The 11194-nt window shown below is 71.7% G+C and carries 15 protein-coding genes; 8 read left to right on the forward strand and 7 right to left on the reverse strand.

Annotated elements, in window-relative coordinates:
- The first annotated feature begins 107 nt into the window (after positions 1-107).
- Complete coding sequence (locus tag ACFY0F_RS03180; protein ID WP_388788035.1) at positions 108-842, forward strand: bifunctional DNA primase/polymerase; 735 nt, start codon at positions 108-110, stop codon at positions 840-842.
- A gap of 184 nt (positions 843-1026) precedes the next feature.
- On the opposite strand, the gene ACFY0F_RS03185 is transcribed toward ACFY0F_RS03180, so the two are convergent.
- The 4 genes from ACFY0F_RS03185 to efeO all read right to left on the reverse strand — a co-directional run bounded on the left by ACFY0F_RS03185 (position 1027) and on the right by efeO (position 5374).
- Positions 1027-1953 carry a hypothetical protein gene (locus ACFY0F_RS03185; RefSeq protein WP_388789171.1) on the reverse strand — a complete coding sequence of 309 codons (927 nt, stop codon included), beginning with the start codon at positions 1951-1953 and terminating at the stop codon, positions 1027-1029.
- A gap of 157 nt (positions 1954-2110) precedes the next feature.
- Positions 2111-2971: an iron uptake transporter permease EfeU gene (gene efeU, locus ACFY0F_RS03190; RefSeq protein ID WP_388788038.1), complete on the reverse strand. Its 861-nt coding sequence runs from the start codon at positions 2969-2971 to the stop codon at positions 2111-2113.
- A gap of 2 nt (positions 2972-2973) precedes the next feature.
- Positions 2974-4224, reverse strand: coding sequence for an iron uptake transporter deferrochelatase/peroxidase subunit (gene efeB, locus ACFY0F_RS03195; RefSeq protein WP_388788041.1), 1251 nt, complete (start codon positions 4222-4224; stop codon positions 2974-2976).
- A gap of 13 nt (positions 4225-4237) precedes the next feature.
- Positions 4238-5374: an iron uptake system protein EfeO gene (gene efeO / locus ACFY0F_RS03200; RefSeq protein WP_388788044.1), complete on the reverse strand. Its 1137-nt coding sequence runs from the start codon at positions 5372-5374 to the stop codon at positions 4238-4240.
- 179 nt (positions 5375-5553) lie between these two features.
- On the opposite strand from efeO, the gene ACFY0F_RS03205 reads away from it, so the two are divergent.
- From ACFY0F_RS03205 to ACFY0F_RS03215, 3 genes are read left to right on the forward strand one after another with little or no spacing between them, the layout of a single operon-like run.
- Entirely contained in the window at positions 5554-5703 is a 150-nt protein-coding gene (locus ACFY0F_RS03205) for a hypothetical protein (RefSeq protein WP_388788047.1), read from the forward strand.
- Positions 5693-5938: a hypothetical protein gene (locus ACFY0F_RS03210; protein WP_388788049.1), complete on the forward strand. Its 246-nt coding sequence runs from the start codon at positions 5693-5695 to the stop codon at positions 5936-5938. Before ACFY0F_RS03205 ends, ACFY0F_RS03210 begins: the two co-directional genes overlap by 11 nt.
- Entirely contained in the window at positions 5931-6587 is a 657-nt protein-coding gene (locus tag ACFY0F_RS03215; RefSeq protein ID WP_388788052.1) for a PhzF family phenazine biosynthesis protein, read from the forward strand. The genes ACFY0F_RS03210 and ACFY0F_RS03215 overlap by 8 nt, the downstream gene beginning before the upstream one ends.
- A 148-nt stretch (positions 6588-6735) precedes the next feature.
- Here ACFY0F_RS03215 and map read toward each other — a convergent pair whose 3' ends face one another.
- Positions 6736-7593, reverse strand: coding sequence for a type I methionyl aminopeptidase (gene map, locus ACFY0F_RS03220; RefSeq protein WP_388788055.1), 858 nt, complete (start codon positions 7591-7593; stop codon positions 6736-6738).
- Positions 7594-7650: 57 nt separating this feature from the next.
- Here map and ACFY0F_RS03225 point away from each other — a divergent pair, with 57 nt between their 5' ends.
- The gene (locus tag ACFY0F_RS03225; protein ID WP_388788057.1) at positions 7651-7884 is read left to right on the forward strand and encodes a hypothetical protein; all 234 of its coding nucleotides are present in this window, start codon (positions 7651-7653) and stop codon (positions 7882-7884) included.
- A 307-nt stretch (positions 7885-8191) separates the two neighbouring features.
- Here the strand turns inward: ACFY0F_RS03225 and ACFY0F_RS03230 are convergent, their stop codons facing one another.
- Positions 8192-8788, reverse strand: coding sequence for a hypothetical protein (locus tag ACFY0F_RS03230; protein ID WP_388788060.1), 597 nt, complete (start codon positions 8786-8788; stop codon positions 8192-8194).
- Between the two features lie 177 nt (positions 8789-8965).
- Here ACFY0F_RS03230 and npdG point away from each other — a divergent pair, with 177 nt between their 5' ends.
- Positions 8966-9685, forward strand: a complete 720-nt coding sequence (gene npdG / locus ACFY0F_RS03235; RefSeq protein WP_388788063.1) for an NADPH-dependent F420 reductase — start codon at positions 8966-8968, stop codon at positions 9683-9685.
- A gap of 4 nt (positions 9686-9689) precedes the next feature.
- Positions 9690-9923, forward strand: a complete 234-nt coding sequence (locus tag ACFY0F_RS03240; RefSeq protein WP_388788066.1) for a hypothetical protein — start codon at positions 9690-9692, stop codon at positions 9921-9923.
- Here the strand turns inward: ACFY0F_RS03240 and ACFY0F_RS03245 are convergent.
- Positions 9905-10675, reverse strand: a complete 771-nt coding sequence (locus tag ACFY0F_RS03245) for a site-2 protease family protein (protein WP_388788068.1) — start codon at positions 10673-10675, stop codon at positions 9905-9907. The two genes, ACFY0F_RS03240 and ACFY0F_RS03245, sit on opposite strands and share 19 nt — an antisense overlap.
- 111 nt (positions 10676-10786) lie before the next feature.
- Here ACFY0F_RS03245 and ACFY0F_RS03250 point away from each other — a divergent pair.
- Positions 10787-11194, forward strand: a 408-nt coding sequence (locus tag ACFY0F_RS03250; RefSeq protein ID WP_388788070.1) for a DUF6578 domain-containing protein, incomplete at its 3' end; no start/stop codon positions are given.

Raw genomic sequence — 11194 nt, forward strand, 5'->3', positions numbered from 1 at the left:
TCGCCCCGCGCTGACCGCATGGTCACCCTTGCCCCGGATGCCCCCGGCGCACGGGAAGGTGCGACCATGGGGCATGCTGTCCGCACAACAGCGATGCGAGGCGATAGATGAGCGGGACGTTCGACGGCCGGTCCGGCCGGCAGGGCAGACTCTCCCAGTGGCTGCGTGGCCGCCGCCCGAAGGAGACCGCCGACGACGGCGGTCGTGAGGCCCTGCTGCTGGCCGCCGCCGAAGCCGGACTGCCGCTCGCGCCCGCCGCGCACCCCGCGCCCGGCTACCGCTGCTCCTGCGACCGCGTCGGCTGTCCGACTCCGGCCCGGCACCCCGTGTCCTTCGCCTGGCAGACGCAGTCCACCACCGACCGCGCGCAGATCGAGCGCTGGGCCCGGCACCAGCCGGAGGCCAACTTCATCACCGCCACCGGCATGGTGCACGACGTCCTCGACGTGCCGGCGCAGGCCGGCCGGGAGGCCCTGGAGCGGCTGCTCGGTTCCGGCGTCGAGGTCGGTCCGGTCGCCGAGAGCGACGACGGCCGCATGCTGTTCTTCACCCTCACCCGGGGCACGCCCGAGGACGAGGACGAGTGGTGGCCCTGCGAACTGGACTGCCACCCCGAGACGATGGACGAGCACCCGGGCCTGCGCTGGCACTGCCGGGGCTCGTACGTGCTGGTCCCCCCGGCCCGGCTGCCCGGCGACGGCAAGGCGGTGCGCTGGGTACGCGGCCCGGAGCATCCGCTGCCCGACCCGCTGAGCCTGCTGGAGTCCCTCACCGACGCCTGCGCCCGCCACGCGGGCCAGGAACCCGGCCACCCGGCGGCGGCCTGGCCCCTGCGGCACTGAGGACGTGCGACTGAGGACTGCCAGTGCTGTGGCCGGAAAGGTGCGCCGGGAAGCTCGCGGCGTCCGGTGCGGTGCATCGCAAGGCGGAGCGTCGCCCGCGTACTGGATGTACCCGGGTGATGCGACAACGCGGCGAGGTGCCGTGCCGGGCGTCGCGAGCCGGTGAACCTTTCCGGTCGCAGCACTAGCTGCCCTGAGCGCCCGTCAGGCCCTGGATGCGGCCCAACAGCGACACCTTGCCGCCCGGCTTCGGGTCCAGGGCGACCTCGTTGGAGACGAACTCCAGCGTCAGGGACTGCTTGACCTCGCCCTTGGTCAGGGCCTTGACGTCGGCGCCCCGGGAGGGCACGGAGGTGCCCGCGGCGGCGGTCTCCTTCTCGTAGTGGTGCGTGGTGAAGAACACCAGCGCTCCGCCGTCCGCGGTGCGCAGGGCCAGCGGCGCGTAGTCGCCGCGCGTCAGCGGTTCGTCGATGTACTGCGTGACCAGACCCGGCTTCCTGGCGCTCTTCGCCCGGTCCGCGCGCCACCCGCTGGTGTGCGCGCCGTCCGCGAAGGTGCTCCCGCCGCTCTTGAGGTACGTCGCGTAGTCCTGGCTCAGCGCCTGCGGTTCGACCGCCAGTGACGCCGAGGACGCGGGGACGGCCTCGCCCCAGCCGTCCGCGTCCTTCCTGAACTCGGGCACGCTGCCGGGGGCCACCAGCGTCACGTACGCCGCCTGCCACGGCTCGGCCAGGTCCCCGCGGGTGAAGACGAACAGCCAGCGGGCGGAACCGCCCTTGTTGGCGGCGGTGTCCGCGACGAACCAGCGGGGCCAGCCCGCCTTCTTGACGATGGTGAACTTCGCGTCCGACAGCTTCAGCGGCGTGTGCGCCGGATTGCCGCCCGGGCTGTTGATCTGCCCCGCCTTCAGCCGGGCCCCGTCGATGTCGCCGAACGCGCCCGTGACGTGCCCGGCGTCCAGGGAACGGTCGTACGCCTTGTCGGCCTTGTTGTACGCGTCCGTGAACTGCCGCAGCGCCTCGGCGGCCTCGGCGCGGGTCGCGGCGGGGAGCACCTCGCGCTCCCCGTGCACCACCATGCATCCGCTCGCCGTCAGCGACAAAGCGGTCAGCGAGGCCGCTATGAGTGTGTTCCGGTCACGCCTGCGAAGCCCGCGAGGGCTGCGATCCCTGCTCATCGGGTCCCTTCACCTTCCCCTTCCCGGAGGCGAACCCTACCGGGAGGGAACGGCGTTCGGACGCCGGGTGCCCCGGGCGGCGGTCCGGCGCTCAGGCCTTGTCGTGCGCCGCGGGCGGCGCCGACTGCGACCTGCCGCGCAGCTGGGCGAAGAAGTCCGACGGGGCGAGGAACAGCGCGAGCGTCGGCACCAGGTACAGCAGCCACACCGTGACCTGTACGACGGTCGGGTCGGGCTGGAAGTTGAGGACGCCCTTGAGCAGGGTGCCGTACCAGCTGTCCGGCGGGATGACATTGCTGATGTCGAAGGCCAGGTCGGTCAGGCCCGGGACGATGTCGGCCTCCTGCAGATCGTGGAAGCCGTACGCCAGCACGCCCGCCGCGACCACGACCAGCATCCCGCCGGTCCACGTGAAGAACTTGGCGAGGTTGATCTTCAACGCGCCCCGGTAGAACAGCCAGCCGAGGAGCACCGCCGTCGCCAGGCCGAGCGCCGCGCCGACCAGCGGGCGTGGGGTGCCGTCGGAGGCCGAGTGCACCGACGCCCACAGGAAGAGGGCGGTCTCCAGGCCCTCCCGGCCCACGGCCAGGAACGCCGTCGCGACCAGCGCGCCCGTGCCCATCGCCAGGGCGGCGTCCAGCTTGCCGTGCAGTTCCGCCTTCAGATGGCGGGCGGTGCGCCGCATCCAGAACACCATCCAGGTCACCAGGCCCACCGCGACGATCGACAGGGAACCGCCGAGCGCCTCCTGGGCCTTGAAGGTCAGCTCCTGGGAGCCGAACTCCAGGACGCAGCCGAAGCCCATGGCGATGGCGACCGCGGTGCCGATGCCGATCCAGATCGGCTTCAGGGCGTCCCTGCGTCCGGTCTTGACCAGGTAGGCGATCAGGATGCAGACGACGAGGCTGGCTTCCAGGCCCTCGCGCAGAGCGATCAGGTAGTTGGAGAACACGGTTACGCCTCCTCGCTCAGCAGTGTCCGGCCCCACCAGTCGTCCTTGTCGCGGACGCCGGGCGGGACGGCGAAGACCGCCGAACCCACGTGCTGGATGTACTCGTTGAGCGCGTCGTGCCCCGCCAGCTTGCGCTGCAGCGGGATGAACCCCTTGCGCACGTCACGCTGGTAGGCCAGGAAGAACAGGCCCGCGTCCAGGCGGCCGAGCCCGTCGGTGCCGTCGGTGAAGGAGTAGCCCCGGCGCAGGATGGTGATCCCGTTGTTGGAGTCGGGGTGCGCCAGGCGCACGTGCGCGTCCGGCTTCATCGCCTTCAGGAACGGCTCGTCGTGCTCCTTCGCCTTGCCGACCGGGGCGCCCTCGCCCTTGTCGCGGCCGAAGACGTCCTCCTGCTCCTGCAGCGAGGTCCGGTCCCAGGTCTCGATGTTCATCCGGATCCGCCGGGCGACCAGGTACGACCCGCCGGTCATCCACCCCGGGCCGTCGCCGTCGCCGACCCACACGAACTTCTTCAGCCGGTCCGTCTCCGTGCCCGCGATGTTGCGGGTGCCGTCCTTGAACCCCATGAGGTTGCGGGGCGTCTGGGCGTCCGGCGTGGTCGAGGAGGTCTTGCCGAAGCCGAGCTGGGACCAGCGGATGGCGACCTTGCCGAAGCCGATCCGGGCCAGGTTGCGGATCGCGTGCACGGCGACCTGCGGATCGTCCGCGCAGGCCTGGATGCACAGATCCCCGCCGGTGCGGGACTTCTCCAGGTTGTCGCCGGGGAAGGCGGGCAGGTCGACCAGGGCCGCCGGCCGCTTGTCCTTCAGCCCGAACTTCTCGAACAGGGAGGGCCCGAACCCTATCGTCAGGGTCAGCCGCGAGGGCTTCAGTCCCAGCGCCTCACCGGTGTCGTCCGGCGGTGCCTCGGCGAGCCCGCCGTACGCGCCCTCGCCGACCGCCTTCCCGGCGGTCATCCGGCGCGCGGCGGCCGTCCAGTCCTTCAGCATCCGCACGAACTCGGCGCGGTCGTCGGTCTTGACGTCGAACGCGGCGAAGTGCAGCCGGTCCTGCACCGGCGTGGCGATGCCCGCCTGGTGGGCGCCGTGGAAGTCCACCGCCGCGCCCGTGTCGGCCGCGGCCGGGTCCACGTCGTCGCCGGTCCTCGCCATCGCCACCGCACCGCCGGCCGCGGCGGCCCCGAGCGCGAGGCCGGCGCCGCCCCAGCCGATCAGGGCGCGGCGGGAGGGGCTGGTTCCCTGGGTGTCCGTCACTGTTTTCGTCCCCCTACTTCACGACGGCCGCGGCGAGCTTGGACAGGGGTTCCGCGAGGGCGTTCACCGCGTCCGACAGTTCCTTCTGCTGCTCGTCGGTGACCTTGTCGTAGGAGACGAAGTCATACGAGGTCCTGCTCGAGCGGTACTTGTCCAGCAGGGCGTTCAGCGCGGTGAACTGCTTGTCCAGTTCCTTGGTGAGCGCCGGGTCGTTCTTCTGCGCGACCGGCTTGAGCAGCTCGTACGCCTTCTGCGCGCCCTCGACGTTGCCCTTGAAGTCGACGAGGTCGGTGTGCGAGTAGGCCTCCTCCTCGCCGGTCACCTTGCCGGTGGCGACCTCGTCCAGCAGTTCCTTGGCGCCGTTGGCCATGGAGGTCGGGGTGATCTCTGCCTTGCCGACCCGCTTCTGCCAGTCCTTCAGGTCGGTCACCAGCCGGTCGGCGAGGGCCTTCTCCTCGGCGCCGGCCTTCTTGTCCTTCCAGAGGGCCTTCTCCAGGCGGTGCCAGCCGGTCCACTTCTGGCCGGACTCCAGACCGTCCTCGCGGATGTCGACCTTGGGGTCGATGTCGCCGAAGGACTCGGCGACCGGCTCGGTGCGCTCCCAGCCGAGCCGGGAGGGGGCGTAGGCCTTCTTCGCGGCCTCCAGGTCGCCGTCCTTGACCGCCTTCACGAACGTCCCGACCAGCGGCAGCGTCTGGTCGGCCTGGTCCTGGGCGTAGGCGCGGTAGTCGGCGACCGCCTTGTCGAGCTGCGGGTTCCGCTTGGCGGCGGTCGAGCCGCCGGTGACGGTGAGCTTCTGCCGCACGCCGTGGCCCTTCATGCCCGGGCGGCAGGCGATCTCGTACGAGCCGGCCTTCACCTCGGCGGTCAGCGTGTACTTGGTGCCGGGGCCGACGTTCTCCTTCTCGGAGATGATCCGGCCGTCCGGGAGGACGATCTCGACCTCGGTGGCCTTGTTGCCCTTGTTCTCGATCCGCAGCGTGACCTGGCCGGCCGGGACCGACTTGGCGGAGGTGTCGCACGTGGAGTCGGCGGCGGTCACCTGGATGGCGTCGCCGCCCTTGGCATCGCTCTTCGCGGTGCAGGCCGAGAGGACGGTCAGAGCGGCCGCGGTCGCGGCGGCGGTGACGGTGAGCTGGACGGCTCGCATGCGGGCTCCAAGCGAAACGGTGTGGTGAGGCTCGCCTAACTTACCTGAGGCTTACCTCAGTACTACCCACCCGGTCCGTGATTCAGCTCGCACGGAAAGATCACAGGCACGGCTTGATATCGACGGCTCAAAACGGACGCCAAGAGAAAGTAAAGGAAAGGTCAAGTGGTCGCGGGGTCGTGACACTGGCCCGTGAAGAGGGCGTCACGGCGCCGGCCGACTGGCTGCTGCTGGACGGCCACGACCGGGCGGTGGTGGCGTCGGCAGGGGAGATGGACCCGAAGTGTGTGGTGCTGGCCCGGGGTGCTGACCCGGGTCATGGACGATGAGGAGTGGCAGTGGGAGCTGGAGAGCCGGCTCGCGGAGCGTGAGGGACTGACGGCCCGGCTGCTGGAGCGATCGGCCATGGCGGAGCATCGGCGGCGCGTGGTCCAGGGCCTCGACGACGCTCTCGCCGGCCTGCCGTACGAGAGCGCCCGCACACGTCCCTGGCCGCTCCCCGGCGCCGCCCCCGCCTGGGACGTCCTCGCCGCCCGGGTGATGTTTCAATTCCCGGGTGACTGACTACGACGTGCTGCGCGTCTTCTGCGCGGCCAACGGGGGATACGGCAACGAACTGGGCGTCGTCCGCGACGGCTCGCGGATCCCCCACCCGGACGACCGCCAGGCCTTCGCGGCGAAGCTCGGCTTCAGCGAGACGGTGTTCGTGGACGACCCCGAGCGCGGGGTCATCGACATCTACACGCCCACCCTGCGCCTGCCCTTCGCCGGCCACCCCTGCGTCGGCACCGCCTGGCTGCTCGACGTGCCCGAACTCGTCACCCCGGCTGGAGTCGTCGGCGCCCGCCTGGACGGCGAGTTCAGCTGGATCGAGGCCCGCCCGGAGTGGGTGCCGCCGCGCACCCTGCGCCAGTACGCCACCGCCGCCGAGGTCGAGGCGCTGCCCGTGCCGTCACCCGGCGAATGGATCTACGCCTGGGCCTGGGAGGACGAGTCCGCCGGCCGCATCCGCGCCCGCGCCTTCCCCGGCCGGGACGACGGCATCGAGGAGGACGAGGCGACGGGCGCGGCGGCCCTGCTGCTCACCGACCGACTGGGCCGCGCCCTCAACATCACCCAGGGCTCGGGCTCCCAGCTCCTCACGGCCCCGCAGCCGCACGGGTGGGTCGAGGTGGGGGGCCGGGTGTACCTGGAGCGCGAGCCGGAGCGGTGAGCAACCCGTCGGCACCCCGCCCCGGACACACCTCTCGTACGCCGGCCGACGTTCCGTGACGGCCGGGACACCCGGCCGAACATCGTGCCGCGTGTGGCGCAACAAGCCTGTGGAACGGTCAGCCAGTGTTACCGCCTGTCGGAGCCGGCTACGGCAGCGTGAGGACGTCCGCGCCCGTCTCGGTCACCACCAGCGTGTGCTCGAACTGGGCCGTGCGCTTGCGGTCCTTGGTCACCACGGTCCAGCCGTCGTCCCACATGTCGTACTCGTGGGTGCCCAGCGTCAGCATCGGCTCGATGGTGAAGGTCATCCCCGGCTTCATGACCGTGGTGGCGTGCGGGCTGTCGTAGTGCGGGACGATCAGGCCGGAGTGGAACGACGAGTTGATGCCGTGCCCGGTGAAGTCCCGGACCACGCCGTACCCGAAGCGCTTGGCGTAGGACTCGATGACCCGGCCGATGATGTTGATCTGCCGGCCGGGCTTCACGGCCTTGATCGCGCGGTTGAGGGACTCCCGGGTCCGCTCGACCAGCAGCCGTGACTCCTCGTCCACGTCGCCGACCAGGTAGGTGGCGTTGTTGTCGCCGTGCACCCCGCCGATGTACGCCGTCACGTCCAGGTTGACGATGTCGCCGTCCCTGAGCACCGTCGAGTCCGGGATGCCGTGGCAGATGACCTCGTTGACGCTGGTGCACAGCGACTTGGGGAAGCCGCGGTAGCCGAGCGTCGACGGGTAGGCGCCGTGGTCGCACATGTACTCGTGGGCGACCTTGTCCAGCTGGTCGGTGGTCACGCCCGGCGCGATGAGCTTCGCGGCCTCCTCCATGGCCCGCGCGGCGATACGCCCGGCGATCCGCATCGCCTCGACGGTCTCGGGCGTCTGCACCTCCGGCCCGGTGTACGGCGTCGGTGCGGGCTTGCCGACGTACTCGGGGCGGCGGATGTTTCCCGGAACCGGGCGGGTGGGGGACAGCTCCCCTGGGACGAGCAGCGACTGGCCAGACATGCCAGCGAGTCTAACCAGCGGGCGCGGGGGAAGATGTCCGTGGCGAGAGGAGTGGTCATGGCCCTGTTCAAGAAGCGGACGGCCGGGAAACCCGGCGAGTGGTACTACTGCCTGCAGCACAAGAAGGTCGAGGAGGGCCCCGAGTGCCCGGCCAAGGACCGCTTCGGGCCGTACACCACCCGTGCGGAGGCCGAGCACGCGATGGAGAGCGCCCGCGAGCGCAACCTCGAGTGGGAGAACGACCCACGCTGGCATGACGCGCCGGCCGGCGGCACGACGGACGACGACTGACCCGCCCCCGGCGGGGGCCTGACCCGCCCCCGCCGGGGGCGGCGCGGACGCCGTCCGCTGGGCGCGCAGGCGGGTCGCGTGCTCGTTCGTCCGTACGTCGTACGTCATCGGCTTCGGCAGGCACAGCGCCGGATGCCCCACCGCACCGCGCACAGCAGCCCGCCCGGCCGACCGCGCAGCGCGGCCGACAGCACCACCATCAGCCCGGGCCGGTGCACCCGCGACGTCCAGCCACTCACCAGCCCCCCGCCCTGGCGGGACCGTGGCGTACCCTCCCACAGCCTCCCCTGGTCTTCTCCCCGCCCCCTCACCAAGGGGCGGGTGGCGGCGCTGTCAGCATCTCCGCCAGGCGTGACAGCCGGTCCCGGAACCCCCGCCGGACCCTCGGGCAGCCCGCGTTCTCGCCCGCCGCCGCGCTCACCAGGTGCTGCACGCTGTCCAGGTCCAGCTCCGCCCCCTCCGGCACCACCAGCGTCTCGTGGGCCATCGACTCCAGCTCGCCCCCGCCGGCCCCCAGGGCCAGTACGGTCACCCCGGACCGGCGGGCGTCGTGCACCCGCTGGAGCAGCGGCGCGGGCTCCACCGGAGCCACGACGAGCAGCGTCTCCCCCCGCCGCGCCGCCTCGATCCGCCCGGGCCCGACGGCCAGGTGCGCCGGGTCCGAGGGGCGCGCGTCGTGCCGTACCAGGGTCGGGGCCAGCTCGGGCGTGCCCGACCAGGCGGCCTCGTCCACCAGGTGGGCGGCCAGATGCCAGGGCTCGTACTGCGGGGTGCCGACCAGCAGCAGCCCGCCGCCGTGCGTCACCACGGACCCGCGCAGCGTGCCCGCGAACCGCCGGGTGGCCTCCAGCCACTCGGTCCCGGCGAGCACTTCGCGCAGCAATGCGACCCGTACGGCGTCCATACGACCGCATGGTGCCGCAACCGGTCACTCGTGACGCGGAATTCACCCTGAATTCGCCCGACTCGGGGACCCTGCCCGATCACCGCGGCACCCTCCGGCCCGGGGGAGTCGCGGTGGGGCCCGTGACCCGGCTCACTCCGGCCGTGGGGGTCCCGGGGGCGGACGTAGAGTCGGCGCATGACCTCTAGCGACACCTCCAGCGACAGCGCACCGCAGAAGGCCCCCGCCAAGGACCCGTGGGACCTGCCCGACGTCTCCGGGCTGGTCGTCGGCGTGCTCGGCGGCACCGGGCCGCAGGGCAAGGGCCTCGCCTACCGGCTCGCCAGGGCCGGGCAGAAGGTGATCATCGGCTCCCGGGCCGCCGAACGCGCCCAGGCCGCCGCCGAGGAACTCGGGCACGGCGTCGAGGGCGCCGACAACGCCGAGACCGCCCGGCGCAGCGACATCGTGATCGTCGCCGTGCCCTGGGACGGCCACGGCAAGACCCTGGAGTCCCTGCGCGCGGAACTGGCCGGGAAACTGGTCGTGGACTGCGTCAACCCGCTCGGCTTCGACAAGAAGGGCGCCTACGCGCTGAAGCCGGAGGAGGGCAGCGCCGCCGAGCAGGCCGCCGCGCTGCTGCCGGACTCCCGGGTGGCCGCCGCCTTCCACCACCTGTCGGCGGTCCTCCTGCAGGACCCGGAGATCGCCGAGATCGACACCGACGTGATGGTGCTCGGTGAGGAACGCGCCGACGTGGAGATCGTCCAGGCGCTGGCCGGGCGCATCCCCGGCATGCGCGGCATCTTCGCCGGCCGGCTGCGCAACGCCCACCAGGTGGAGTCCCTGGTGGCCAATCTGATCTCCGTCAACCGCCGGTACAAGGCACACGCGGGGCTCCGCATCACGGACGTCTGACCGCATGGGGGACACTGGTCGCCGAAGCAGTGTCCCCCGACAGGAGCCGCCAGAAATGCCCCGCCTCGCCCTCTACGCCCTCGTCGTCTGCGTCCTCGCCGTGGCCGCGGCCGTCGTCTCCTTCGTCCAGGGAAGCTGGCCGGTGGGGGTCGTCTGGGTGCTGCTCGCCGGTCTGTCCTCCAACATGACCTGGTACTACCTGCGGCGGGACCGGGCCGACTACTCCCAGAAGCGGTAGAGGCTCCAGCCGAGCGAGGCCTCGACGTCACTCACCCCGAGCCCCCGCAGGACCGCGTCGACCACGTCGAAGAACACCTGGTTCACCGACGGCAGCCACAGCAGCGCGAACACGAGCAGCAGTCCGAACGGGGCGAACGGCTCCACCTGCCGCTTGACGCCGTCCGACAGCCAGGGCTCGATCACCCCGTAGCCGTCGAGGCCCGGGACCGGCAGGAAGTTCAGGATCGCGGCCGACACCTGCAGCAGCGCCAGGAAGGCGAGGGCGAAACGGAACTCGAGGGGCACCCCGTCCAGCGCGTGCAGCCAGAACGGCGCCGTGCACACCGCCGCGAACAGCACGTTCGTCAGCGGGCCGGCCGCCGAGACCAGGCTGTGCCGCCAGCGGCCCCGGATCCGGCCGCGCTCGATGAACACCGCGCCGCCCGGCAGGCCGATCCCGCCCATCATCACGAACACCACCGGCAGCACGATGCTGAGCAGGGCGTGCGTGTACTTCAACGGGTTCAGCGTCAGATAGCCCTTCGCGCCGACCGAGATGTCACCGCTGTGCAGGGCCGTGCGCGCGTGCGCGTACTCGTGCAGGCACAGGGAGACGATCCAGGCGCCCGTCACGAACAGGAACACGGCGACGCCCGGCTGCTCGGCGAACCCCGTCCAGGTGGCCCATCCCGTGACGGCGGTGACGGCCAGGATCCCGAGGAAGACCGGGCTGATCCGGCGGTCGTCGGCGCGGGTGGTGGCGGTGGTCATGTAAGAGGCTCCCGTGGGACGGGGGGCGGTCGGGGAAGCCCGACCGTACCTGGCAGGGGACACGGGGGAAAACGTCTCGCGGTGGCCGCGCGGTTCCTGAAGGGTGGGGACATGGCGCTGATGAGGGTGTTCTACGAGGACTGGCAGATGGAATGCTGCGGCCGTCCGTTCGCCGTGGGCGACGAGATCGGCTGGCGGCTGGTCGCCTACGACGAGCCGCAGGTCCGGGAAGAGGCCCGCTACGGCGCCCAGGCGTGGGTGGAGAACCACGGCGACTCCCGGCGGAAGACCACCGGCCGGGTCCGCTCCATCGACCTGGTCCACGAGGAGTACGCGGAACCCGCCCCCGGAGACGGCGGCCTCTCACCGGTGCCCGGCACATGGACACTGGAGCCCGTCGAGAAGTGCCCCAAGTGGTTCGAGCACCAGGAGACGGTCACGAAGGCGGGCCTGCGCCGCGCCCGCCGCACGTCCGGCGTCCTCGTCACCCTGGACGTCCCCGCGCCGCGCGAACCGCGT

It is taken from the genome of Streptomyces sp. NPDC001544 (assembly GCF_042894285.1).
In the GTDB taxonomy this organism is placed as follows: Bacteria; Actinomycetota; Actinomycetes; order Streptomycetales; family Streptomycetaceae; genus Streptomyces.

Coding starts and splice junctions, on each gene's coding strand:
- ACFY0F_RS03180 (WP_388788035.1), top strand. CDS start 108: ATGAGCGGGACGTTCGACGGCCGGTCCGGCCGGCAGGGCAGACTCTCC.
- efeO (WP_388788044.1), bottom strand. CDS start 5,374: ATGCGAGCCGTCCAGCTCACCGTCACCGCCGCCGCGACCGCGGCCGCT.
- ACFY0F_RS03210 (WP_388788049.1), top strand. CDS start 5,693: ATGGACGATGAGGAGTGGCAGTGGGAGCTGGAGAGCCGGCTCGCGGAG.
- map (WP_388788055.1), bottom strand. CDS start 7,593: ATGTCTGGCCAGTCGCTGCTCGTCCCAGGGGAGCTGTCCCCCACCCGC.
- ACFY0F_RS03225 (WP_388788057.1), top strand. CDS start 7,651: ATGGCCCTGTTCAAGAAGCGGACGGCCGGGAAACCCGGCGAGTGGTAC.
- ACFY0F_RS03230 (WP_388788060.1), bottom strand. CDS start 8,788: ATGGACGCCGTACGGGTCGCATTGCTGCGCGAAGTGCTCGCCGGGACC.
- npdG (WP_388788063.1), top strand. CDS start 8,966: ATGACCTCTAGCGACACCTCCAGCGACAGCGCACCGCAGAAGGCCCCC.
- ACFY0F_RS03240 (WP_388788066.1), top strand. CDS start 9,690: ATGGGGGACACTGGTCGCCGAAGCAGTGTCCCCCGACAGGAGCCGCCA.
- ACFY0F_RS03245 (WP_388788068.1), bottom strand. CDS start 10,675: ATGACCACCGCCACCACCCGCGCCGACGACCGCCGGATCAGCCCGGTC.